We start from the raw sequence: 25629 nt of genomic DNA on the forward strand, positions 1-25629 counted from the left end.
AGGAGACGTTATGAAGTTTAGACGAATTTTGATAATTTTAATAGCATTAGTTATAACTTATTTTTCATTAACATTTATAATGAAAGAATATGTTTTCCCTTATAAATACAGTGAATATGTAGAAAAATTTAGTGAAGAATATGACATAGATCCATTACTAGTATTATCGGTAATTAAAACAGAAAGTGATTTTAAAGAAGATGCTTTGTCTATTAGAGAGGCAAAAGGTCTTATGCAAATTATGGATAAAACGGGGGAGTGGGCAGGAAAAGAAATAGGAATGAATTATTTTCTTCCTAATATGCTATTTGATCCAAAGATTAATATAAGGATGGGTTGTTGGTATTTAGCAAATTTAGAAAGTGAATTTACAGATTTAGATTTAGTAATAGCAGCTTATAATGGCGGTAGTGGGCATGTGAAGGAGTGGCTGGAAAATAAAGAATATTCTAAGGATGGTAAAAAATTAGATTATATACCTTTTCCAGAAACTAAGAAGTATGTAGATAAGGTGAAAACTAATTATAGTATTTATAAATATCTATATAGTAAAGATTAGGCATGCAAAAAATAGACCTATATAATTTATTAGAAATATTATGAAAAATAAGTCCTGTGGCAATGGCCACAGGACTTATTTTTATAAGGCACTTTAAAGCTGTACCTTGATCTATTATTTTTGTTAAACATCTAAGTTTAATTTGAATATTGCTGTTACCCATTCATTTGTCTGATGGTTTTCTAGTAAAGTAAATCCATAATTTTTAATTTTTTCTTCCATGGAGTCATAGCTCCATGTTACAAGACCAGATACTAGTATTTTACCATTTGATGATAAATGAGATTTTATGAAGTCCATAAACATTATAGTTTCTTCACCGCCAATGTTTATGTATATCCAATCATATTCATCTTTAACAGTAACTTCGTTAGATAAAGCATCACCTACTAAAACTTCTATGTTGTATAACCCATTAAGAGAAGCATTTAACTCAACTTCATCTTTTACATCTCTAATATCTAATGCAGTAACACTAGATGCCCCTACAATAGCTGATGCTATTGATAAGATACCAGAGCCAGTCCCTATATCTAAAACAGTTTTATCATTTAAATTTAAGGTGTTAAGTAATACTTTAAGTATATCTTGAGTAGTTTCATGAAGTCCTGTACCAAAAGCCCCTTGAGGAATAAAACAAATTTTGTTCTTATTTGGGAAGTCTTCAGAAACACCTGCTAAAACCCAATTATCATCTATATGTACAGCTGGAAATTCATAAGTTGAATAATCATAATTTATTTCTTCAATGTTTACAATTTTACTATTAAGTAAAGTAGAAACTTGTGTTTTAAAACCTTCAAGATCCTTAGACTCTCCTTCAAAAGATACCTTAAAATCAATTATTTCATTTTCCTTTTCTAAATAACCATATCCGAAATCATCTGTTGTTATTTCAAGTGGAGTTTCATAAAAAGTATTGAAAATATCATTAATTTGTAGTAATTCTATTTTTTCATCTAATTCATTTGAATTAATTTTATAAGTTAGTACGTACATTTATATCCCCCTTATTAATGCATATAGGTAATATTTAATTTGCTATTATTCATTATAATACAAAAAAAAATTAAGTCAATGGACAACCCTGTTGTTAAGTTAAGGAAACTAAATTCTGGATTTTTTCTTCTTTGAAGGGAAAGATTTTTTACCAGATTTAACAGTTATATTTGAATTTTTAGGCTTTGTTTTTTTTGAATTTATAGTAGCCTGTTTGTTTATATTATTTGTAGAAGACTTTTCAGTTACATTTTTTATAAGTTTATCTTTGCTCAAAATAGATTTATCTTCTTTTAATTTAGGTTTTGCAACAGAGAAACCAAAGCTTCCAATAGCATTTTTACTCATTGGATAATATTCGCCATGACAATAGGTAATTAAATCACCTTTTTCAAAATGTAGTTTTCCCTTTTCGTCCATAAGATTTTCATTAATATGAGATCCTATAACTTCAGCTACAAACATATCATGAGTTCCAAGTGCAGTTATACTTTTAACTTTGCATTCTATTGCAACAGGACATTCATCTATATAAGCTGCATTTACATGAGTTCCTTCTTTCATGGTAAATCCCATTTCTTTAATTTTATCGAATTTTCTACCAGGTTTAACTCCGCAATAATCAACAGCCTTAACTATTTTTTGACAAGGCATATTTATTATAAATTCCATACTTTCTTTTATATATTCATAAGATAACCTCTCAGGTCTAATAGATATTGAAACCATAGGTGGTTTTGTACAAATAGTTCCCCCCCAGGCGATGGTAAAAACATTATCTTTTCCTTCTTTATTTCTTGAAGTAATTAAAACAACAGGTACTGGATTTAAAACCACACTACCTTTAAAATCAACTTTATTCATATTATTCTCCTTGCGAGTGAACTAAAATAAAATAACAAGTTAAATATTCTAAGAATATTTTGTGTTAAGTGAAGAACCATAACTCAAAACAAACCCAAATATTACTAGTTATTTTTAAAAGCTCCCTAAGTATATTTAATAAAAATTATATCATAATATGATTATTTTTGTTAGGTATGTTATTATAAATTATTAATTGAATTTTTTATGGAAATTATTGCTTTTTAGATATCTATTAAGTTTTAATATAAAAATACGAAAAATATTTATGAAAATATTATAAAAGGGGAGAAATGGTAATGTTAAATAAAGATGGTATTAAGATTAAAAAAGTTAAAAAATTAAAAACTAAGATTTTTTCATTAATGATTATTGTTACATTAATTCCGATTCTACTTATTTACTTTGGTTTATATGCAGTTTTTTCAAAACAAGTTAGTGATGAGTTTATAGTAGAAGGTGATAATTTATCATTAGTAGCTAGTGACAACATAAATAATAAATTGATGGGTATTGAAAGAACACTTAAGGCGTTAGACTCGTATACAACAATTGATAGTGCTAAAAAAAATATTACGAATTTAAAGGATAACAATAAAGATTTACTTAATGGTATATTTGTATCAAATGAAAATAAATTTATTGTGTACCCTGAGGATGATATAAGCAAAGATATAAATTTCACAGAACGTGACTGGTATGTTAATGCTGCTAAAGCTCCAGAATCTGTTTATATAAGTGAAGTATATAATGATGTTGTAACAAAAAAGCCAGTTTTAACTATGTCAAAAGCAGTTGTTAAAGATGGACAAGTTAAAGGTGTTGTTTCAGTAGATTTAGATTTAGCTTCTATTTCAGAAGAAATTTCTAAAATAACCTTTAAAAATGGTGGAGGAATAGTTTTATTAGATAAGAATTCGACTGTTATAAGCCATGTAAATAAGGAACTTATTGGTCAAAATTATAAAGATATAAGTTCTACTGGTTTAGAAAATGAAAATAAAGAAAATGGGTTAATGAAGTACTCTGTAGAAAATGAAAAACTTGTAACATATTATACAGATATTACAGAGTTGAAATTAAAAATATTAATTGAAAAAACTAATAAAGATTATAATGAAATATTAAATACAAATAGGTTAACATGCATTATAGCAAGTATTATAGCTCTTATAATAATTATTATACTTGTACAATTATTTTCTAAAGCTATAGATGTGGCAGTGAGGAAAATTAAAGAAGATACATTAAAAGCAGCTAAAGGTGATTTTACAGGAATGCTTGAGGTTAATACTGGTGATGAATTAGAAGAACTTGCGAGTAGTTTTAATGATATGAAAGAAAATGTAGCTGATTTAATAAATGATGCATACATATCAATTAGTGAGGTTAATTCTTCATCAACAAATTTAGCTACTATGAGCGAAGAAGTAGCAGCGTCTATGGGGCAGGTAGCATCTACAATAGAAGAAATTACAAAAGGAAGTATGCAATCGGCAAGTAGTCTAGAAAATTTATCAACAGATATGGATGAAGTTTCATCATCAATAGATAATATTAACAATGAAATACAACAAGTTAATAATGAAGGTGTAAAGACTAAAGGGTTAAGTGAAGATGGGGTTAAAATAATATCACTGGTTAAGGAAAAATCAAATCAAACTAAAATATCAACTAATAATGTAAATGAAGAAGTTTTACTAGTATCAGTAAGCGTTCAAAAAATAGCTAAAATGAATGAAACTATTGCTCAAATTACAGAACAAACTAATCTTTTAGCATTAAATGCAGCTATTGAAGCAGCCAGGGCTGGAGAGTCAGGAAGAGGTTTTGCAGTAGTAGCTGATGAAATAAGAAAACTTGCTGAAGAAACATCAAAGTCTGCAAAAGAAATTGATGGAGTTATAAAAGAGGTAATGGATAAGGTTATTATAGCTGTTGAAAGTGTTTCAGAAGCTACAGTATCTGTTATGGAGCAAGAAGAATCAGTTAATAAAGCTGAAGAAATATTTAAAGAAATTATTAGTTCTATATTAACAGTAAGCAATAAGGTCGAAAATATAACAATAGATATTAAGGCTCTTGATAAAGGCAAAGATAATATAATAGAACAAATACACAATTTATCTTCTATAGGTGAACAAACAGCAGCAGGATCAGAAGAAGTATCAGCATCTTGCGAAGAGGTTGCAACAGCTACAGATGAGATTGCATCAAGTTCTACATTGCTTAAACAATTAGCTGAACTTTTAGAAGAGAAAATTTTACAATTTAAATTTAAAAAATAGATAAAATTTAATTAAGAAATCTTCAAAAAATAAAAAGTGCCCTAGGGCACTTTTTATTTAATATCTATTTCTATTTCGCTTTCTCTTTCTCATATTAATTATTCGTGAAATAAGAAGGAGTAATACTGTTATAATTACTATAATAAGCAATATAGCTAAATAGAAAGTTAAGTTTGATTTTAGTAAGTCTGATGCAGAAACTTTTACAGTTCCTTTAACTTCTTCTGTGTGACCGATTGTTGTAAATGTTAATGGTACTTCTGTGCCACCAGTAACTTGCCAAGCGTTTTTATCTTCAGCTTTATAAGAAATATTAGCTGTTTTATCATTTAAATCATTCTTGTAATAATTTACATCTTGAGATAAAACTATTGGAGCAGTAATTTTTTTAGAAGGACCAAAGAATCTAAATAATTTATATTCTAAATCAACAGTTCCAACTTCCTCATTAGATTTTTTATATATTTCTTTTTGTGCGTCATAACCGTATTTAGCAATTGCAGAGGTATCATGAAATACATTCATACCATCAGCCCCATATTCTGATCCTAAAACAACAGTAACTAATTGTCTGCCATCTTGTTCATAGTATCCAACAAAGCAATGACCTGCTAGCTCTTCAGTTCCAGTTTTCCCACCTATATTACCATCTATACCAAGGTTTTTATTTCTAGTTTCAAGGGGTACTGGTGAACCTGTTATATTTATTGAAGCAGGAGTAGTTTTTGGTGCTAGTGTTTCTCTAACCCAATCATTTTTAAATGCTTCTTTTGCTATGACAGCTAAGTCATAAGCTGTTGTATAATTAGCATCTGTAACTTGTTTATTTGGATTTAAAGATTCTAATCCGTTTGGATTAATGAAATTAGTATCTTTTAGCCCAAGTTCTTTCACTCTTTCATTCATTAAAGATACGAAGCTTTCTACATTTCCAGATACTGAGTCTGCAATCATATAAGCAGTATCGTTTGCTGAGTATATAAGAAGTGCTTCCATAACATCATCAGCAGTTAATGTTTCTCCAATATTAATTTTTTTATATTTTGCAAGGTTTACACCACCATCTTGAGTTGCAGCAGATGCTGTAAATGGAATCTTATCTGTCTTTGCTTTGCTTTCTGCAAATAATAATCCTGTTAATAATTTTGTTGTACTTGCAAGAGAACTCTTCACATCTGCATTTTTAGAATAAATAACTTCGCCTGTTTCAAGGTCCATAGTTAGTGCCGACTGACCAGTTACATTTGGAGCGGGCACATTATTCGTTTCTGCAGTAACCTTATTAGCTAGTGGTGCTAATAAAGATATGGAAAGAGCTAGTGCTAATGATTTAAGTATGTTTGTTTTTTTCAAGTTCATCTCCCCATCTCTATATAAAATTTTACGCCCAAAGGGCATATGGTATGTTATAGTATAACACTTACTTTACATAATAACAATATTCATAAGAATCCTATTTTACTTGGTACAGAGCTGAAAGAATCTGACTAGTTATTTTTTGGAAATATATTATTTTATTTAAGCTGTAAAAGTGGATGAATTTACTATTATATTAAAAGAATTTAAGGGGCAGAATACTAGTATATAAGTAAAGGAAAATAATTACTTGAAAAGGGAGGTTTGAAAATGAAAAAAAACAAGGGATTTTTAGTTATCCTTACATTGGTTTTAATATTAAGTTGCATAATTTCTAAACCAAGTTATGGAGCAGAAATAGGAAAAGATAAAAAAACAGTTTATCTAACTTTTGATGATGGGGCATCTCCTGCATTAACAAATGAAATAATTAAAGTTCTTGAGAAAAATAATATAAAAGCTACTTTTTTTGTTGAAGGAAATAATGCGAGAACAAACAGCGGAGTAATAAAAAAAATAAATGAAAGTGGAATGAGTATAATACCACATATAGATACACATGAATATAATAAAATTTATTCTAGTGCTAATAGTTACTTTGATGATTTGAAAAACTGTGAAAATACTATTTTGAGTTTAACTGGAAAATCAAATTCAAAATTTATAAGAATTCCAGGTGGTTCAGATAATACAGTAGATAGTCCTAATGTGCTAGCTGAAATTAAAAGCAATATAATTAATAGTAATAAATATTATATAGATTGGACAGTAGATACACAAACTACACAAACAAATATAGATTTTATAGAATCTCATATTAGAGAGTGTGGAGGTTTATATAAAGTTGAAGTAGTATTAATGCATGATTTGCAAAATAAAGTAGCAACAGTTAAATCACTTCAAAATACTATAGATTTCTATAATGAAAAAGGATATGAGTTTAAAAATTTAGATAATATAGAAGAATGCGAAATTAATTATCTTAAAGATATAAGAGTTATTAATAAAAAGTAGAAATTATGGAACTTCAAAAAAATAACTAGTCAAGATGCATTATAAAAAACTCCTCCCTGTAATTTTTAATAAAAATTACAGGGAGGAGTTTTTTTATTTAAACGTCACTAAGATACATGAGTAGTCTCTATTTGTTTTTTGATATGCTTAGGAATCTCAAAGAAACAGACCAAAGTCGGACTACTTATTTTTTGAAGATCCATTAAGTCTATTAATCATAACTTCCTTAGCTTTTAACTCTAAAGTGTCATCTAAAGAAGCTAAAGTAACTTCACCATATTTCTTATCTAAAGCGATTTTCAAGAATCTGTCAGCAAGTTCTGGATTCTTTGCTAGTAGAGAACCGTGAAAATATGTGCAAAATGTATTTTTATAAACACAACCTTCGTATCCATCACTACCATTGTTTCCAAAACCATGCAGGCATTTACCAAAAGGCTTTAAGTCATTTATAAAGGTTTTACCAGAATGGTTCTCAAAACCTACATAGGTTTCATTAAACTCCTTGTTAAAGATAACAGTGTTACCTATAAAACGTGTATCTCCAGCTTCTGTATAAATATCTAAAATACTTAAACCTTCAATTTTTTCACCACTTGGTAATGTATAGTATTTACCAAGAAGTTGATAACCGCCACATATTGCAAGCAACATTTTACCTTCTTCAATATATTTTTCGAGTTCGTTTTTTTTATTTGTTTTTAAATCATCAGATACTATTGATTGCTCAAAGTCTTGACCACCACCAAAGAATACTATATCAGTTTCTTCTTTATTAAAGTTATCATTTAACGAAACATCAATTATATTAACTTTTATGCCTCTAGCCAAAGCTCTATGTTTAAGTATTAGTATATTACCAACATCACCATAAACATTAAGAAGATCAGGATATAGGTGACAAATATTTAATTCCATATTAAAACCTCCTTACCAAAGTTTTTTGATATAACCCTTTGAATAAAGGTGTTTTCTAAAGTTAATCATAGCAGTATAAGTTGCTAAAACATAAATTTTATCACTTTTACTAGTTTTGATTTTTTCAGTTAACTCTTCAAAGGTTTCTTCTAATATAAATAGATCAGGATTTAAACCTGCAACTTTTAATCTAACTGCCATATCATAACATCTCATTCCAGAGATAAGAACTTCATTAATATCTAAAGTATGAAGTTTTTCAAAATCAACATCCCATATCCATGATACATCACGGCCATCAGCATAATTATCGTTTAATAGGAATGCTGCTCCAAATGAATCTTTATTTAAACATAGAGTATCTAAAGCTTGATTATATCCAGCAGGATTTTTAACAAGAATAATCTTTACATCCTTACCATCAATATTTAAAATTTCTTGTCTACCAAAGCTTGAACTTTGATTTTCTAAAGATGATTTAATAACACTATCTTTAATTCCAAGTTCTTTTGTAATTGCATAGGCGTTTAATGCATTATATATGTTATAAACTCCTGATTGGCTTATTAAAATTTCTAAATCACCAAATTTTACAGTAGAACTTTCTGGTGTAAGATCTAAAATTTCATCTACGGAATATTTAAGTTCTGCTCTTTTATAACCACAGCCTGGACAATGAAAATCACCTAAATGATTATAAGTAATGTAGTTGTAGCTATATGGAGATTTACAGAACTTGCAAAATTTTGCGTCTGCATTAACTTCTATAGTTTTATTCTCATTTAATATTGCATTGAAGCCATAAAAAACAGTAGGGTTAGGTAATTTTAAATCACCAAGTAAAGATTCATCACCATTAAGCACAAGAGTAGAAGATGGAACTTTTGGTAGACCTTCTAAAATCTTAGTTAAAGTAGTATAAACTTCACCATATCTGTCAAGTTGATCACGGAATAGATTAGTTACTGTAATAACTTCTGGAGTTATGTGATCTGTAATATATTTTACATTAGCTTCGTCAACTTCAATAATTGCATAAGTATCTTTAACTTTATTAAAGAAACTATAATTATCTATGAAAGTTGTAACAATACCAGAATAAAGGTTAGCACCTGTATTATTTGTAATAACCTTGTGTCCATCCTCTTTTACTATGTTATAAATCATACTTGTAGTTGTAGTTTTACCATTAGTACCTGTAACTAAAACTACTTTATATCCTTTTGAGACCTTAGCTAATATGTTTTTATCTAGTTTTAATGCAACGTGGCCAGGAAAAGTTGTTCCACCTTTTAGCAAGGTTTTTGTTAGAAAAATTGTAAATTTTGAAACGATAATACTTAAAATTGATTTAATACTAATTGTCTTCACCACCTTAATAGTACTCAACATCTTTAGTTTATTATACAATGCCTAAGATGCCTTCCTAAATATTATCTACAATAATATTTAGTGTTAATCATTTATATAAAATAAAATATAAAATCTAATCAATAGTATATCATAAAGTTTAAAAGTAACCAATTAGCTAATAGTCAAATTTTATTCTTTCAGCTCCATAAATTGACAATGTAAAGCTTTAAGAGCATAATATTGATAATAATATTGATGAATGGAGATGAAGAAATTATGAAACAGTTTAGTTTTATAGATTCAGAAGGGTTAAATATTAGTTGTTATAAGTGGGTTCCAGATAACGAAGAGGTTAAGGGCGTAGTGCAAATTGCTCATGGAATGGCAGAAACAGTATTAAGGTATGATGAATTTGCAAAGAAGATATGCGATGCAGGATATATAGTTTATGCTCATGATCATAGAGGACATGGGGGAACAGCAATATCAAAGGAACTTTTAGGATACATAGCAGAGGTAGATGGGTTCAATTGGATGGTAAAGGATATTAAAGAATTGACAGATATAATAAAAAAAGAAAATCCAGGAAAAAGAGTAATATTATTTGGACATAGTATGGGATCTTTTCTAAGCCAAAGATATGCAGAACTTTATGGAAATGAAATAGATGCACTTATTCTTTCAGGAACTAATGGAAAACCAAAGAATTATACAAAGGTTGGTTTAACTGTTGCAAAAATAGAAATGCAAATAAGAGGAAGAAAAGCGAAAAGTACATTAATGGACAAACTTTCTTTTGGTGATTTTAATAGTAAGTTTAAAAATACAAGAACAGGTTTTGATTGGTTATGTTCAGTTGAAGAAGAAGTGGACAAGTATATAAAGAATGAATATTGTGGATTTATTTGCACTACATCTTTTTACTATGATTTAGTAAAGGGTCTTTGGAAAATTCATGAGGAAGAAAACTTGAAGGCAATACCAAAGGAACTTCCAATATATATATTTGCAGGAGATAAAGATCCAGTAGGATATGAAGGAAAAGGAATTGTGAACCTTTATGAAACCTATAAAAGCCTAAATATAAAAGATGTAGAATATAAATTATATAAAGACGGCAGACATGAAATGTTAAATGAACACAATAAACAGGTAGTTATGGATGATGTTATAAAATGGATAGATAAAAAAATTAAGTGGTAGTATTATCTTGTTTTAAGGATAATAGAAGCTGTTGCTGAGCTGCAATAATAAGCATTAAAGATCCTGTTCCTACAAGAAAATTTCCAAGAACATTTATTTCATTAGCATCTTTATCCTTAGAAAGTGAAATAGCTACTGCATTTGATAAAAGTAGTAAATCTTCTGGGCTTAAATTATCTAAACATATCATTAAATAATACACTCCTATTTAAGAAAGAATAATTGTTAAAAGTTCAATTAATATATAATATGATAAGTCTATAGAGATTATGAGTATTTATAATTTGCTACTTATTTATTAGAGGGAATTTAGTTAGCTAGTAAACTATTGCTATAAGAAAATAAATGGTATAATAATATGAAAATAAAATTGATAACATTTTAGTTAGGTAGCCGAAAGAAAATAATAAGTGAAATTTTGAAAATTAGTCATGAAAGTAAATATATTTTGTTAAGTAGAGAGGGAGAACCTATGAGAAGAGTAGAAAAAAAAGATTTTGAAGTTTTATTTAAATGGAGAAATGATGAGGATGTAATAAAGAATTCCAGAGAAGGTAAAGGTAAAAATTTAGAGGAATTTACTAAGTGGTTTGAAAGTGAAATGAATAATAAATTTTCTTATATGTTTATATTAGAAAATAAAAACGAATATATAGGACAAATAAACTTTGAAATAGTAAAAGGGGAAAGTGTTATAAATTACTCAGTGGACAAGAATTTTAGAAACAGGGGATTTGGAAAGGAACTAGTAAAACATATAGAAGAATTTATATATGATAATTTAGAAGAAGTTAAAAAAATAGCTGCATATATAAATACTAGCAATACTTCATCAATAAAAATTTTTGAAAGCTTAGGATATACTAGAGAAATAGATGGAAAATATTTCGTTAAACTAGTGAAATGATAGGTAGGTATTTATAAAAAAATATTTTGCAAATAAATTAATATTTTTTTGGTAAGATATTATCAAAAACAGGGAAAGATAAAGTATAAAACTAATGACAAAGTTAAATCTAAGTTAAATAAGTTGAAAAATAGTGAATAAATGTTAAATAGTGAGTATAATTAAATCTATTACATTTAGGTATGATAATTTATTTTAAAATATTATTTTGGAGTGATTCTATGAAGTTGGAATGGAAAATGAAAGAAAAAAAATTTAGTGAAGTACAAATACTAGCATTGGGATTTGTTGTATTAATTTTCACAGGAGGGCTAGTATTAACTTTACCTATATCATCTGCAAGTGGAGAATGGACAAATTTTTTAGATTCATTGTTTACGGCTACATCAGCATCTTGTGTTACGGGACTTGTAACGCTAGATACTGGAACCCATTGGAGTTTGTTTGGGCAAACTGTTATAATGCTTCTTATTGAAGTTGGTGGATTAGGGTTCATGTCGTTTGCAACATTTTTTGCTATTTTATTAGGTAAAAGAATTACTTTAAAAAATAGATTAATTATGCAAGAGGCTATGAATACTTTTAGTATTCAAGGACTTGTTAAAATGGTTAAATATGTTTTAATGTTTACATTTGCAATACAATTATTTGGAGCATTACTTTTATCAAGTCAGCTAATACCAGAGTTTGGATTTGCAAAAGGGCTGTTTTATAGTGTGTTTCATTCAATATCAACATTTTGTAATGCAGGTTTTGATTTGTTTGGTAATTTTACTAGCTTAACAGGCTATTATAATAATCCAGTAATTCTATTAACAATTGGTGCTTTAATAGTTATTGGAGGATTAGGATTTACTGTTTTAATTGAAATTTATAATTATAATGGTAAAAAGAAGTTCTCTATACATACTAAAGTAGTTTTATTAATGACTACAATATTAATTGTTGGCGGAGCAATTAGTATATTTTTATTAGAATATACTAATCCAGAAACGCTAGCACCAATGGGATTTAGAGATAAGGTTGTAAACTCAGTTCTTGCTTCAATAACTCCAAGAACTGCTGGGGTTAATAGTATATCAACTGATGGAATGACATTAGGCGGAAAATTTTTAACTATTCTACTTATGTTTATTGGAGGCTCTCCAGGATCAACTGCTGGGGGTTTAAAAACGTCAACATTTGGTATAATAATATTTACAGTTATTTCTGTTGTTAAAGGAAGAGAAGATACAGAAATTTTTGGAAGAAGATTTTCTAAAGAATTAGTATATAAAGCTTTTGCTCTATTATTTATAGGTATGACACTTGTAATGGCAGTAACTATGATGTTAACAATAACAGAACCAGGTGAATCATTTATTTCACTTTTATATGAGGCGACATCTGCTTTTGGAACTGTAGGATTAACAATGGGCGTAACTACAAGATTAAGTAGTGCAGGGAAATGCATAATAATTGTTATGATGTATTTAGGCAGAGTTGGACCACTTACAGTAGCGCTGGCTTTAACACATAAACATAAAAAATCTAGATATAAATATCCAGAAGGAAAAGTACTAATAGGTTAAAAATAGATAAGTGTTTTAAAAAAAATATCTTCAAAAACCGTACACTTAAAATTGTGTGCGGTTTTTTTTATAGTTTAGATAAAATAATAAAAAGGTATAAATGTATAATTTTACAATATGTGTGTAATGAAAAATTAAGTTTGTAGATAAAGAAATGGTTTTCATAATAAAAAAAGGATAAATAATTAATAATTATAAAAAAACCATTAGAAATAATAACCAAAGTTGTGTACAATTAAAGATAGATAAGCAAAATGCAACAAATTATAATTTAAAGAATATATATAGAAGTTATAATGAGTTTTTACAGAAGGAGTAAAAAAGAATGAAATTAATATTAAAATATTTAAAGAAATATAAATTGCTTGTTTTATTAAATGTAATATCAGTATTTGGATTTGCATTAGTTGAACTTGGAATACCAACTATAATGGCTAAGGTAATTGATATAGGAATAGTTAATCAGGATATATCCTATATAAAACGAAGTGGACTTATAATAGTAGTAATTTCTATAGTAGGAGTTATGGGAACCATATTACTTGGATATTGTTCTTCAAAGATTTCTAGTAGTATAACACGGGATATTAGAGATGATATATTTGAAAAAACACAAGAGTTTTCTCATAGTGAATATGATAAATTTGGAATATCATCAATGATTACTAGAACAACTAATGATGCTTTCCAATTATTACAGTTTACAAACACACTTCTAAGATTAGGATTACTTACACCAGTTATGTTTACTGTTAGTTTAGTAATGATTCTTATAACAAGTTTACCTCTATCTATAGTATTAGCGGTAACAATACCATTTATATTAATTGGGGTAGTAGTTATAGCTAAAATTTCTCATCCATTATCAGAAACACAACAAACAAGTTTAGATAGATTAAACAGAATATCAAGAGAAAATTTAACTGGTATAAGGGTAATTAGGGCCTTTGGAAATGATAATCATGAAAAAGAAAGATTTGCAGAAACTAATAATAATTATACAGATGTTTCTAAAAAGATACATAAACTTATGGCAGTTTCTCAACCAAGTTTCTTTTTCTTGTTAAATTTAGCAATTATAGCTATATTTTGGGTCTCAAGTAAAATGATAAATACAGGAAGTTTACAAGTTGGACAATTAGTTGCATTTATAGAATATTTATTTCATGCAATGTTTTCTATTATGTTGTTTTCAATGGTATTTATTATGTATCCAAAAGCACAGGTTTCAGCTAATAGAATTCAAGAATTGTTAGATGCTAATCCTCTTATTAAGAATCCTAAAAATGGTGTTAAAGATACAAAGATAAAAGGTGAAGTAGAATTTGAAAATGTTACATTTACTTATCCAGATGGGGAAGTACCTGTACTTAAAAATATATCCTTTAAAGCGAAAAAAGGAGAAACAATTGCATTTATAGGAAGTACTGGTAGTGGGAAAAGTACCCTTATTAATTTGATTCCAAGGTTTTATGATGTTACAGAAGGTAGTATCAAAATAGATAAAGTAGATGTTAGGGATTATGACTTGAAATCATTACGTAAAAAGATTGGATTTATACCTCAAAAAACATTGTTATTTGCAGGAAGTATAGGTAACAATATTAAGTTTGGGAAAAGAAGCGCAAGTAAAGAAGAAATGGAGCATTCCGCAAAGGTAGCGCAAGCTTATGACTTTATTACACATAAACCTAAAAGATTTGATGAATTAATAAGTGAAGGTGGAGCTAATGTATCGGGAGGTCAAAAGCAAAGACTTTCTATTGCAAGAGCATTAGTTAGAAGACCAGAAATATATATATTTGATGATAGTTTTTCGGCCTTAGATTTTAAAACAGATGCAACACTTCGCGCTAAGTTAAAAGAAGAAACATCAAATTCAGTAGTTTTAATAGTTGCTCAAAGAATAGGGTCTATTATGGATGCTGATAAAATTATAGTTTTAAATGAAGGTGAAGTAGTGGGAATAGGTATTCATAAGGAATTATTAAAAACTTGTGAAATATATCATGAAATTGCATCATCTCAACTTACAGAGGAGGAACTTGCACAATGAAAGAAATAAAAAAGACAATAAGAGATCTTGCTCCTTTTGTAAAACCTTATAAAGTACCATTTATGGTTGCTATTTTATTTGTAATAACAGCAGCTGTTTTTACGGCTATTGCACCAAGAACAGAAGGACTTATTATAACTCAACTTACAAAAGATGTACTTAATATTGGAAAAGGGATTGAAAACGCGTCTGTAAACTTTAGTTACATTATAAAAGTATTAATCTTATTATCAGGTGTATATATATTTAGTGCAACATCAACATATATAGCAAGTTTTTTATTAACTAATGCTATTCAAAACACCATGAGAGATTTAAGAAATGCTACTTCAGATAAAATCAGAAGACTTCCAATAAGTTATTTTGATAAAAATAGTTATGGAGATGTATTAAGTCGTATTACAAATGATGTAGATACAATTTCTAATGCGCTTCAACAAAGTTTTGTTCAAGTAGTAAACTCGGTGTTATCTGTAACACTAGCACTTACAATGATGTTTATAATTAATGTAAAAATGGCATTTTTAGCAATGCTTATAATACCAATAAGTTATTTTGTATCTAGATTTATAGTTGGTAAATCACAAAACTTATTTGAAAAACAACAAAAAGCTTTAGGGAAATTAAATGGTAAAGTTCAAGAAATGTACACTGGATTTAACGAAATAAAATTATATGGTAAACAAGAGGATTCTATAAGGGACTTTAAAGAAGTAAATGAAGAACTTCTTGAAAATGGGTTTAAAGCTCAATTTATATCAAGCATAATGTCACCACTAGTATCTCTTGTAAGTTATTTGGGAATTGCAGCAATTGGAGTTGTTGGAGCAATTAATGTTATTGCTGGAACAATTACAGTTGGTAATCTTCAAGCGTTTATACGTTATATATGGCAAATAAATCAACCTCTAAGTCAAGTAACTCAATTATCATCTGCAATACAATCAGCATTTGCAGCAGTTCACCGTGTATTTGAAATATTAGAGGAAGAAGAAGAAACACCAGATAAAGAAAATTCAATTAAACTAGAAAATCCAAAAGGAAATGTTACTTTTGAACATGTTAAGTTTGGATATGGAGAAGATAAAACTTTAATACATGATTTAAGTGCAGAAGTTAAAAGTGGACAGATGGTTGCAATAGTTGGGCCAACTGGAGCTGGCAAAACTACACTAATAAATCTATTAATGAGGTTTTATGATATTCAAGGTGGAGCTATAAAAATAGATGGAGTGGACACTAGAGATATGACTCGTGAGGGTTTACGATCAATCTTTGGAATGGTTCTTCAAGATACTTGGTTATATAATGGAACTATTCAAGATAATATAGAATACGGTAGATTTGGAGCAGCTAAAGAAGAAATAGTAGCAGCTGCAAAAGTTGCTAATGTTCATCACTTTATAAAAACACTTCCAGATGGATACAATATGTTCCTAAATGAAGAAGCTTCAAATATATCACAAGGAGAAAAACAACTGCTAACAATAGCAAGAGCTATAATATCCGATCCTGCAATACTAATACTAGATGAAGCAACAAGTTCAGTAGATACAAGACTTGAACTACTACTTCAAAAAGCTATGAAAAATATAATGAAAGGCAGAACAAGCTTCGTTATAGCACATAGACTTTCAACAATACGTAATGCAGATTTAATTCTAGTAATGGATGAAGGAAATATTATAGAACAAGGAAACCACGAAGAACTAATGAAAAAAGGTGGTTTCTACGAGAATCTATATAATAGCCAGTTTGGAGATAAAGAAGAAGACTAAGGCATCTCCAAATATATTTAGAAATAAGCCAATGATATAAAAATATCATTGGCTTATTTTATAATATTTTATATAAGGCATAGTAAAATAAATACAAAAGAACTTATAGATAATGATTTTGAGGAAGCATCAGATGTTTTTAAGCTTTATAGGAATGTTTAGAAATAAATATTTAGATAGAGAAATAGGTCGTGATTATACTTTTAAATCAGTTATATTAGTAGGAGTATATGATGTGAAAACATTGAAATTAAAGCTAAGACAATCACAAGAATCTAAATATAATTCACCGTGGAATATAGTTATTGATTTTAATGTTGATATGGGCTTTTCGGAAAAAGAAATTTCAACAATGTTAGATGAATATTCAAAAATCAGTAAGATTATATTAGAAGAAAAAAATACTTTGTTTGATTCATTAATAAAAAAACTAGAAAATTATGAAGAATTATATAAGTATATAGAAGATATATTAGGGAAAGGTAGATGTATCAAATAAGATATTTAAAGAATTAATATATAATTATATGGTATCAAAATTAGAAAATACCTATAGTAAAATGGACAGATATAATTTTAAAGATCAGTTTCTACAACCAAATGGAGGCTTAGATATCGAAAAGATACTTAAAAGGTTCCAACAATTTATGAAAGAACAATAATCATTAGATATTAATGATTTAGATAAGGGATATTTAATTGTATTTAATTTCAATAAGGGAAAAGAATTTAAAGAAGAAAGATTACAAGTTAAAGGTAAGGATATTTTTGAGATTTTTGTTTAAATGGATGTAAGATTTGTTAAAAAGAAAAATAATTGTTAAAAAAATAACCTTATCTATTGATAATTATTATTAACTAATATATAATTAAATCATAGTAAAAGGATAAGAATTAAATAAGAAATAAGATGCGTTTAGCAAATATTAAATTAAAACTAAAAGGGAGATGAAGGTAATGATAAAAACTAAAACAAATAAAATTTCTATAATTGGTGCAGGGTTTGTAGGATCTGCTACAGCTTTTGCTTTAATGCAAGATGGAATTGCTTCGGAAATTGTTATTGTTGATATAAATAAAGATAAGGCTGAAGGGGAAGCTATGGATTTAGCTCATGGAGCAGCCTTTGTGAAATCAGTTGATATTAAAGCTGGGGATTACGCAGATACTAAAGATTCGGATATTGTAATAATTACTGCAGGTATAGGTCAAAAACCAGGTGAAACAAGGTTAGATATTATAAATAAAAATCTAAAGGTATTTAAATCAATAGTACCTGAAGTTGTTAAATATAGCCCGAATTCTATATTGCTTGTAGTTTCTAACCCTGTAGATATTTTAACTTACATAACTTATAAATTATCGGGTTTCCCTAAGGAAAGAGTTATTGGATCAGGTACAGTATTAGACACTTCAAGATTAAAATATATGTTATCAGAGCATTTTGATATTGATGCTAGAAATGTACACACTTATATTATTGGTGAACATGGAGATTCCGAAATTACAGCATGGAGTTTAACTAATATTGCAGGTATGGATGCTGATAGTTATTGTCAAACTACTTGCACAAAATGTGATGGTAGCTTTAAAAAGCAAATACCAGAGCAAGTTAAAGATGCTGCTTATGACATAATTAATAGGAAGGGATATACAAATTATGCAATAGCATTAGCTGTTACAAGAATTACAGAAGCAATACTAAGAGATGAAAATTCAATTCTAACAGTTTCATCATTATTTAATGGACAATATGGTATTGAAGATTTATATCTTGCAATTCCTACTATAGTAAACAGAAGCGGTGCAAGAAGAATACTTGATGTTAAATTAGCTAAGGATGAAGAAGAAAAGCTAGTTGAGTCAGCTAAAATACTAAAAGAACATTTATCAAAATCAGAAATCAAATAGAAATCTAAAAACCTAGAAATAATTAAATTTCTAGGTTTTTGATAAATACAGGTAGTTATTTATCAACCTATAAACCAGTACAGAAGCTTTAGTACAGGTTCTTTAAAAGCAAAAACTACTTCTATGAATATTAAGAGTATAACTATAATTTCTAATTCAGTAGCTTTTTTTGAATGACTTAAGTTTGCAAAAACTTCAGTAGTGTTTAAAAGTGCACTAAATTTATCATTAAGATTTTCATATCTATCATTAAGCTCAAAAAGATCCGCAAGATCATCAAAAAGCATCTTTGCTTCTTCATTTTTCCAAGCTACAGCAGGTTTATCAAGTAGCATAATATAAGAAATTGTATTATTTTTAAGAGAAAGTATATGTCCTATTATAGTGGCAGCTTCTCTTTCTTTTATACTTAGCTTTCCCTTTTTTAAAGACTCAGTTACTTTTTCAACTTCATCAAAAATAACATCTATTCTTTTTTCTATGGTTTCAAGCGCTACAGATTTAGCTAAAACTAGGGCAGTAATATCTAAATGATAGACTTCTATATTCTTTAAAAATAAATCGTCATAGGTTAACTCCATTTTTTCTTCTTCGTGGTTTAATAATCTATATTCATCAATACAATTATACTTAATTTCATTATTAACATTTTTAAAGCTACCTTCTATAGCTTTGATAGTTTTTAAAAATGATTCTATTTCATCGTCACTATAATTAACAAAGACAGCAGAACCAAAATGATAGAGATAAATCACTTGGGTGTCATTGCTTTTTATTATTAAGGGTTCTTCCCATTTTATTTTTTTATTTATATTATAGTATTTTGATATAACACTTATATTAAATTCACCACAAACAGACATGGCTTTAAAGTTGAAATTACTCATAGTATATCACTCCTAATAATATCTAGTGTTGACTAAGGGACAGAGGTTTATTCGTCATATTTTATTCGTAAAGACCATATTGAAAGATAACAATTCAATATTGGATGAATATAAAATTATGGATTTAAGCATAATGAAAAAAACGGGGTAAATTACCCCGTCAAAAATTTTCTATAAATATTAATAGATAAATGTAGAGATATTTTAAAAAATAATAAGCTAATATACTAAACTTTTGCTTGAGGAGTGAAAATTCTTGTTGCTAATTCATCATCTAACATATAAAGAGCAGCAGGGTTTCCTTCAACTCTCCTAAGTTTCTTGATTAATGAATTAAAAGTATTTTCTTCTTCAACTTGCTCATCTATAAACCATTTTAATAGGCTAATAGTAGAATGTTCTCTTTCATCATTAGCTATATCAGCTAGGTTATAAATCTTTTTAGTTACTATTTGTTCATGCTCATAACCGGTTTGAAAAACATCTAATAGGTTTTCATATTTTATTTGTGGTTGAGGAATAGTTTCAAGTTTAACCTCACCATTTTTTTGGAATATATATTCATAAAATTTTAGGGCGTGGGAAAGTTCTTCTTGAGCTTGAACTCTAAAGAAGTTAGCAAAACCACTTAAGTCAATTGATTCTGTATAAGCAGCCATTGCTAAATAAGTATATGATGAGTAGAATTCAAAGTTAACTTGATCATTTAAAACTTTTAATAAATTTTCACTTAACATAAAGTTTTCCTCCTAAAAGTAAATTAAACTATTGTTAATAACTATTATAAAATTAATAGTTATATAATTTAAATTATTCTATAATAAGTATTAAACAAAAGTCTTTATATAAATATTATAATAGTTGTTATAAAAATAAGCAAATTATGAGAAAAAAATAAAATAAAATAACTATTCTTGAAAGGTATTAACAACTTAATTTTATTTTATAAGGACGTCTTGCTATATTAATAATAAACTAATATTAGAACATTATATATAAGGAAAAATATGATGTAATTATAAAATAATAACTAAACATATATTTACAAACAAGTAAAAAGTATATATACTTAGAAATAAATACAGATATTATATTAGTTTAATTAAAATTATTTTAATATGTGTATAAGGATAATTATAATATAAAAAGGAGGGAAGGTTACGTATTATAAAAATATTAAATATATTTATATAATCTAAGGGGGAAGTACTAGTGAAAAATAAAAAGACCAAACAAATAAGTTGGCTTTTAGTTTTGTCAATGACTTTTGTAAATGTTTTCTCAACAACTGTTCCAGTTTTTGCAGCAGAGGTTGAAGATGAGGTATTGTTATTTCAAGGTTTTGATGAATTACCTAATGTACCAGCTGGATGGACTTTGAATTTAGGTTTAACAGGAGATAAGCCTAGTGATAAGCCTTATAATTCTGTTACAGGAGGAAGTGAAAAAGCACCTTCATTAGCTATAAAGGGGACAAAAGCTAATGCAATCATTACTCCAACTATAAAAAATGAAGTTGATAGAAAAGCTTCATTTTGGGTAATGGGAAATCCTACAAACAATACGATACCTATGAGTTCAGTGTTGAAAATTCAGGGAATGACAGAGGGAATGACAGTAGAACAAGGAGAAGATTTAAAGGAAATAATTATTTCTAATAATACTCCACAAAAAATAGAAATAGCTTTCCCTAAAAAATATTCTAAAATGAAATTTTCTTACCAAAAAGTTGGTGGAAACATCGCACTTGATGACTTTAAAGTTGTAACAGCAAAAACATTTGAGGTTGTAGAAGTACAAGCAGTAAAATTAGATAAGACTATTGCAGCAATAGAAGCTGGTCAAGAGTCTTTAATTGGTCGTACGTTAGAGCCTGCCAATACTACTCAAACTTCATTGAAATGGACATCTTCAGACCAAACTGTATTAACTGTTGATAATGGAAAAATAAAGGGAATAAAACCAGGAGAAGCTACAGTTACAGTTGAGTCAATAGATAAGCCTACAGTTAAGGATGAAGTTAAGATTGTAGTTAATAAGGCTCAAGATAAAACAGGTCCAGAGGTTATTGAAAAAGTACCAACTGGAAGTTTGAAAAATATTAAGAGACCTGAAATTAGTGGAAAATTTATTGATGAATCAGGAATTGATTTGAAATCATTAAGTATATTCTTAAATGAAAAGGATATCACTAAGGATTGTACTGTAAATGAAGGTGGATTTAAGTTTTTACCTAAAGAAGACTTAAGTGATGCTAGCCATAAGGTAAGTATTAGGCTTGCAGATAAACTTGGAAATAAAACAGATGATAGTTGGAATTTTAGTTTAGGAATAGAAGGGAAAAATCTTTATTTTGGACAATTACATTCACATACAAACCTTTCAGATGGAACAGGAACAATAGATGAAGCCTATGAGTATGCAAAAAATAATGCTAAGGTAGATTTTTTAGCGGTAACTGATCATTCAAATTGGTTTGATAATGATGTAAAGGCAAATATAAACGATGGATCAGCAAGTGCTAAGTGGACTCAAGGTCAAGAAGCTGCAAAGGCACATACTGAAGATGGAAAATTCATAGGTATTTATGGCTATGAAATGACTTGGTCAAAATCTACTGGTGGATGGGGGCATATGAATACCTTCAATACAAAAGGTTTTGAAACAAGAACTAATAGTAAGATGGACTTAAAAACATATTACGATACTATAGGGAAGGTTCCAGAATCTATAAGCCAATTAAATCATCCTGGAAAAACATTTGGGGATTTTGGAGATTTTGCATTTTATTCAAAAGCAGCAGATAAGGTAGTAACGTTAATAGAAGTTGGTAATGGAGAGGGCCCTATTAGAGGTAGTGGATATTTTCCAAGTTTTGAATATTACACAAGAGCTTTAGATAAAGGCTGGCATGTAGCACCTACAAATAATCAAGATAACCATAAGGGTAGATGGGGAAATGCTAATTCAGCTAAGACTGTAATAGAAGCACCTTCATTAAATAGAGATGATTTATATCAATCAATGAGAGATATGAAGGTTTATGCTACAGAAGATGAAAATCTTAAGATTGATATGACAGTAAATGATAGTCCTATGGGAACTGTTTTAAAAGGAGCAACAAACTTAAACTTTAAAATAAATGCAAAGGATATTGAGGCTAATGATAAAATAGCTAAAATATCTATTATATCAAATGGTGGGGTTGTTGTTACTTCAAAGGAATTTGATACTTCAGATGCAACATGGAACTTTGACTTAAAACCTGAGAATTCTTATTACTATGTAAAGGTTGAAGAAAAGGATAAAGATATAGCTGTAACAGCACCAGTATGGACTGGAGAGAATACAGCAGTTGGGCTTACAACATTAGAGGCTGATTCAGAAAGATCAATATTAAATGAAGAGGTTCAATTAAAAGCATCATTATTTAATAATGATACTAAAGATTATAATGATGTTAAAGTAGAGTATTTCCTATCACAAAATGATAAGGAAGAAAAACTAGGAGACGTAGTTATTCCAAATTTAGGCGCAGGAAAAACTGAATTAGTTAACTACAAATGGACTCCAAACAAAACTGGTGATTATACTATCACAGCAAAAACATCTTTATTAGTAAATGGAGAAACTAAAAACTTTTTACTTAGCACTAAACATTCAGTAGTAAATAGTGCTGATCTTATTAAAGTAATGGTTGATGGTTCAAAACAAAATGACTATGTAGATGGAAAATATAAAAATATGATGACAGGATTTAAATCCATGATAGAAAAAAATGGTGGACAATATCTTTTAAATAAGGATGTAATAACAGAAAAAACATTAGAAAATATTAAGCTTTTTGTTATAACCGATCCACAAGGCACTGAATTTAAAGATAAAACAACAGGTAAAATAACTCTTTCACCACAAAAATATTCTGAAGATGAAATAAAAGCTATAAAGAATTTTGTTGATAAGGGCGGAAATCTACTTATATCTGGAAAAGCAGATTATGGTGATGGAATAGGAGAATATAGTAATGATAAACAATTAAATCCTATATTAGAAGCCGTAGGTGCAAATTTAAGAATGAATGATGATCAAGTTATAGATGAGGTTACTTTTAGTAATCAAACATTTAGATTAGCATTTACTAAGTTTAATCCAAGTAAATATGGAATAACAAAGGACATACCAGAAGCACAAAAGTATAGTTTTTATAGTGGGTGTTCTGTTATAACAAAGAAAGATGCAGATAAATCAAAGGTTGAATTTTTAGTATCTGGACATGATACTACTAAAAATTCAGATGCAGATAAGGCTGGAGATGCTGAAATCACTGAGCCAGGAAAAGTGAATGTTCTAGGAGCAGAAGAACTTGCAAATGGTTCTAGAATTATGGTTGCAGGATCATCATTTTTCTCAGACTATGAAGTAACTGGTGATGATGTTAATGCAAATGTTAAAATAGCTGAAAACTCATTAAAATGGTTAGCTCCACAAAAAAAGGCTGAAAAGATATCTATAAAACAATTTAGAGATATTGCAGATAAAGAAAAAGGCCAAAAGTACACTATAGAAGGAACTGTAACATCTCAATCAGAGGCTGTTGCACCAAAAAATTCTTTCTTTGAAGTAATATATATTCAAGACGAAACAGCAGGAATAACAGTGTTTGGAGTTTCTAAAACACCGTTACAAATTGGACAAAAAGTTAGAATTACTGGAATTACGGGATCTTATGAAAACGATTTACAAATAGCTATAGGTAATGAAACTGATGATTTAGAAATAATAGATAATGATATTAAACCAATAGATCCTAAGGTAATGACTACAAAGGATACTATGCTAAAGAGTAATGAAGGGTTATTAGTTAAAACTGTTGGTAAGGTAGAAAAAATTGTAGGTGATAGTCTATATATTAATGATGGTACAGGACTTGCAAGAGTACATCTTAATGGCTATATTTGGGATGGAAAAGATGAAAGTAAAAAGGGTAAATGGGATCAAAATATTAAGGTTGGTGACCAAGTTTCAGCCATTGGATTTGCAGCAGTAGATCCTGAAGGAAATAGAATAAGAGTTAGGAATTCTGGAGAAATAGTTAAGGAACAGGATACTAAACCAGTTGATCCGACTAAGCCAGTTGATCCAACTAAACCAGTTGATCCAACTAAGCCAGTTGAGCCAACTAAACCAGTTAATCCAACTAGACCAGTTAATCCAACTAGACCAGTTGAGCCAACTAAACCAGTTGACACAACTAAACAAGAATATAAAGAAACTGTAAGCAATGGAACTAAGACATTAGTAATAAGTAAAATAGATAAAAAAGATGCGGAAAATGTTATAGATTGTAAAGTAGACTCAAATACTGAAGAAGTAGTAGTTGTGATTGAAGATATACAAGCTATAAAAGAAGGAAAAGGATCTATACTAGTTAACATTGGAAATATAGAAATAAATCTTCCATTTGCAACTATTGATAAGGATTTATTAGTTCCAGGATCAAAAGTAATATTGAAAAATAAGGTTATAGATAATTCTGATATAGTTAAAAACTTAAAAGGCGTTAAAAAAGTATATAGCTTTGATCTTGTTATAAAAGATGGAGACAAAGAAACTGCTATTCATAACTTTAAAGATGGATTTGCAGAAATTACAATTGCATTAAGTGATGATGAATTAAAAGGATTAAATAAAGATAATCTTACAGTATTCTATTACAACGAAGAAACTAAGAAATTTGAAATTATGGAAACAAGAGTAGTTGGTAATAAAGTTATATTTAAAACAAATCACTTCTCACAATATGTAATAGCTGAAAAACAAGATGGTAACAGTTTATTACCTATGACAGGAGGAGTAAATACAACTAATATTATTTTATTAGCACTTGCACTTATTGGAATAGGAGCATTTGCTATTAGAAGAAAAAAAATTCAAGTATAAGGGCTCTGAAAGAAAATAACTAAAG

General features: G+C 28.4%; 18 protein-coding genes and 1 pseudogene. 11 read left to right on the top strand and 8 right to left on the bottom strand.

All coding sequences use genetic code 11. The features are described from left to right. Nucleotides 1-10: 10 nt before the first annotated feature. Nucleotides 11-559, top strand: coding sequence for a lytic transglycosylase domain-containing protein (locus tag BLS77_RS02225; RefSeq protein ID WP_089965357.1), 549 nt, complete (start codon nucleotides 11-13; stop codon nucleotides 557-559). A 123-nt stretch (nucleotides 560-682) separates the two neighbouring features. On the opposite strand, the gene BLS77_RS02230 is transcribed toward BLS77_RS02225, so the two are convergent. Together BLS77_RS02230 and BLS77_RS02235 are read right to left on the bottom strand one after the other, a co-directional pair. Further along, complete coding sequence (locus tag BLS77_RS02230; protein WP_089965360.1) at nucleotides 683-1558, bottom strand: 50S ribosomal protein L11 methyltransferase; 876 nt, start codon at nucleotides 1556-1558, stop codon at nucleotides 683-685. 108 nt (nucleotides 1559-1666) lie between these two features. Next, nucleotides 1667-2422 (bottom strand): flavin reductase family protein, encoded by a 756-nt coding sequence (locus BLS77_RS02235; RefSeq protein ID WP_089965362.1) that lies wholly within the window; start codon nucleotides 2420-2422, stop codon nucleotides 1667-1669. Between the two features lie 299 nt (nucleotides 2423-2721). Here BLS77_RS02235 and BLS77_RS02240 point away from each other — a divergent pair, with 299 nt between their 5' ends. Further along, complete coding sequence (locus tag BLS77_RS02240) at nucleotides 2722-4710, top strand: methyl-accepting chemotaxis protein (RefSeq protein WP_175490742.1); 1989 nt, start codon at nucleotides 2722-2724, stop codon at nucleotides 4708-4710. Between the two features lie 57 nt (nucleotides 4711-4767). Here BLS77_RS02240 and BLS77_RS02245 read toward each other — a convergent pair whose 3' ends face one another. After that, the gene (locus BLS77_RS02245; RefSeq protein ID WP_089965367.1) at nucleotides 4768-6063 is read right to left on the bottom strand and encodes a D-alanyl-D-alanine carboxypeptidase family protein; all 1296 of its coding nucleotides are present in this window, start codon (nucleotides 6061-6063) and stop codon (nucleotides 4768-4770) included. Nucleotides 6064-6336: 273 nt separating this feature from the next. Here BLS77_RS02245 and BLS77_RS02250 point away from each other — a divergent pair, with 273 nt between their 5' ends. Next, nucleotides 6337-7080, top strand: a complete 744-nt coding sequence (locus tag BLS77_RS02250; protein ID WP_089965369.1) for a polysaccharide deacetylase family protein — start codon at nucleotides 6337-6339, stop codon at nucleotides 7078-7080. A 180-nt stretch (nucleotides 7081-7260) separates the two neighbouring features. On the opposite strand, the gene BLS77_RS02255 is transcribed toward BLS77_RS02250, so the two are convergent. Further along, a complete protein-coding gene (locus BLS77_RS02255; protein WP_089965372.1) occupies nucleotides 7261-7998 on the bottom strand; it encodes a type 1 glutamine amidotransferase in 738 nt (245 codons plus the stop codon). A gap of 12 nt (nucleotides 7999-8010) precedes the next feature. Continuing rightward, nucleotides 8011-9369: a Mur ligase family protein gene (locus BLS77_RS02260; protein ID WP_089966500.1), complete on the bottom strand. Its 1359-nt coding sequence runs from the start codon at nucleotides 9367-9369 to the stop codon at nucleotides 8011-8013. A gap of 258 nt (nucleotides 9370-9627) precedes the next feature. Here BLS77_RS02260 and BLS77_RS02265 point away from each other — a divergent pair, with 258 nt between their 5' ends. Then, nucleotides 9628-10554, top strand: coding sequence for an alpha/beta hydrolase (locus BLS77_RS02265; protein ID WP_089966502.1), 927 nt, complete (start codon nucleotides 9628-9630; stop codon nucleotides 10552-10554). Here BLS77_RS02265 and BLS77_RS02270 read toward each other — a convergent pair. After that, a complete protein-coding gene (locus tag BLS77_RS02270; protein WP_089965374.1) occupies nucleotides 10544-10744 on the bottom strand; it encodes a hypothetical protein in 201 nt (66 codons plus the stop codon). The genes BLS77_RS02265 and BLS77_RS02270 overlap by 11 nt on opposite strands. 282 nt (nucleotides 10745-11026) lie before the next feature. Here BLS77_RS02270 and BLS77_RS02275 point away from each other — a divergent pair, with 282 nt between their 5' ends. The 6 genes and pseudogenes from BLS77_RS02275 to BLS77_RS02300 all read left to right on the top strand — a co-directional run bounded on the left by BLS77_RS02275 (nucleotide 11027) and on the right by BLS77_RS02300 (nucleotide 18777). After that, the gene (locus BLS77_RS02275; RefSeq protein WP_089965377.1) at nucleotides 11027-11461 is read left to right on the top strand and encodes a GNAT family N-acetyltransferase; all 435 of its coding nucleotides are present in this window, start codon (nucleotides 11027-11029) and stop codon (nucleotides 11459-11461) included. 221 nt (nucleotides 11462-11682) lie between these two features. Beyond that, the gene (locus BLS77_RS02280; RefSeq protein WP_089965379.1) at nucleotides 11683-13032 is read left to right on the top strand and encodes a TrkH family potassium uptake protein; all 1350 of its coding nucleotides are present in this window, start codon (nucleotides 11683-11685) and stop codon (nucleotides 13030-13032) included. A gap of 325 nt (nucleotides 13033-13357) precedes the next feature. Continuing rightward, on the top strand, nucleotides 13358-15088 hold the full coding sequence (locus BLS77_RS02285) for an ABC transporter ATP-binding protein (protein WP_089965382.1): 1731 nt from the start codon (nucleotides 13358-13360) through the stop codon (nucleotides 15086-15088). Then, nucleotides 15085-16866, top strand: a complete 1782-nt coding sequence (locus BLS77_RS02290) for an ABC transporter ATP-binding protein (protein WP_089965384.1) — start codon at nucleotides 15085-15087, stop codon at nucleotides 16864-16866. The genes BLS77_RS02285 and BLS77_RS02290 overlap by 4 nt, the downstream gene beginning before the upstream one ends. Before the next feature lie 127 nt (nucleotides 16867-16993). Beyond that, nucleotides 16994-17317, top strand: a pseudogene (locus BLS77_RS02295) (AAA family ATPase); the annotation flags it as partial. Nucleotides 17318-17823: 506 nt separating this feature from the next. Further along, on the top strand, nucleotides 17824-18777 hold the full coding sequence (locus tag BLS77_RS02300; RefSeq protein ID WP_089965390.1) for an L-lactate dehydrogenase: 954 nt from the start codon (nucleotides 17824-17826) through the stop codon (nucleotides 18775-18777). Between the two features lie 62 nt (nucleotides 18778-18839). Here the strand turns inward: BLS77_RS02300 and BLS77_RS02305 are convergent, their stop codons facing one another. Together BLS77_RS02305 and BLS77_RS02310 are read right to left on the bottom strand one after the other, a co-directional pair. After that, nucleotides 18840-19664, bottom strand: a complete 825-nt coding sequence (locus BLS77_RS02305) for an RMD1 family protein (RefSeq protein ID WP_089965392.1) — start codon at nucleotides 19662-19664, stop codon at nucleotides 18840-18842. A gap of 227 nt (nucleotides 19665-19891) precedes the next feature. Then, nucleotides 19892-20401 carry a ferritin gene (locus tag BLS77_RS02310; protein WP_089965395.1) on the bottom strand — a complete coding sequence of 170 codons (510 nt, stop codon included), beginning with the start codon at nucleotides 20399-20401 and terminating at the stop codon, nucleotides 19892-19894. Nucleotides 20402-20876: 475 nt separating this feature from the next. Here BLS77_RS02310 and BLS77_RS02315 point away from each other — a divergent pair, with 475 nt between their 5' ends. After that, nucleotides 20877-25604: a CehA/McbA family metallohydrolase gene (locus BLS77_RS02315; RefSeq protein ID WP_089965398.1), complete on the top strand. Its 4728-nt coding sequence runs from the start codon at nucleotides 20877-20879 to the stop codon at nucleotides 25602-25604. Nucleotides 25605-25629: the final 25 nt, after the last annotated feature.

It is taken from the genome of Clostridium gasigenes (genome assembly GCF_900104115.1).
Classification (GTDB): Bacteria; Bacillota; Clostridia; order Clostridiales; family Clostridiaceae; genus Clostridium; species Clostridium gasigenes.

Excerpts from the sequence above, each read along its gene's own strand:
- BLS77_RS02225 (WP_089965357.1), top strand. The coding sequence starts at position 11 with ATGAAGTTTAGACGAATTTTGATAATTTTAATAGCATTAGTTATAACT.
- BLS77_RS02230 (WP_089965360.1), bottom strand. The coding sequence starts at position 1,558 with ATGTACGTACTAACTTATAAAATTAATTCAAATGAATTAGATGAAAAA.
- BLS77_RS02235 (WP_089965362.1), bottom strand. The coding sequence starts at position 2,422 with ATGAATAAAGTTGATTTTAAAGGTAGTGTGGTTTTAAATCCAGTACCT.
- BLS77_RS02240 (WP_175490742.1), top strand. The coding sequence starts at position 2,722 with ATGTTAAATAAAGATGGTATTAAGATTAAAAAAGTTAAAAAATTAAAA.
- BLS77_RS02250 (WP_089965369.1), top strand. The coding sequence starts at position 6,337 with ATGAAAAAAAACAAGGGATTTTTAGTTATCCTTACATTGGTTTTAATA.
- BLS77_RS02255 (WP_089965372.1), bottom strand. The coding sequence starts at position 7,998 with ATGGAATTAAATATTTGTCACCTATATCCTGATCTTCTTAATGTTTAT.
- BLS77_RS02265 (WP_089966502.1), top strand. The coding sequence starts at position 9,628 with ATGAAACAGTTTAGTTTTATAGATTCAGAAGGGTTAAATATTAGTTGT.
- BLS77_RS02270 (WP_089965374.1), bottom strand. The coding sequence starts at position 10,744 with ATGATATGTTTAGATAATTTAAGCCCAGAAGATTTACTACTTTTATCA.
- BLS77_RS02275 (WP_089965377.1), top strand. The coding sequence starts at position 11,027 with ATGAGAAGAGTAGAAAAAAAAGATTTTGAAGTTTTATTTAAATGGAGA.
- BLS77_RS02280 (WP_089965379.1), top strand. The coding sequence starts at position 11,683 with ATGAAGTTGGAATGGAAAATGAAAGAAAAAAAATTTAGTGAAGTACAA.
- BLS77_RS02285 (WP_089965382.1), top strand. The coding sequence starts at position 13,358 with ATGAAATTAATATTAAAATATTTAAAGAAATATAAATTGCTTGTTTTA.
- BLS77_RS02290 (WP_089965384.1), top strand. The coding sequence starts at position 15,085 with ATGAAAGAAATAAAAAAGACAATAAGAGATCTTGCTCCTTTTGTAAAA.
- BLS77_RS02300 (WP_089965390.1), top strand. The coding sequence starts at position 17,824 with ATGATAAAAACTAAAACAAATAAAATTTCTATAATTGGTGCAGGGTTT.
- BLS77_RS02305 (WP_089965392.1), bottom strand. The coding sequence starts at position 19,664 with ATGAGTAATTTCAACTTTAAAGCCATGTCTGTTTGTGGTGAATTTAAT.
- BLS77_RS02310 (WP_089965395.1), bottom strand. The coding sequence starts at position 20,401 with ATGTTAAGTGAAAATTTATTAAAAGTTTTAAATGATCAAGTTAACTTT.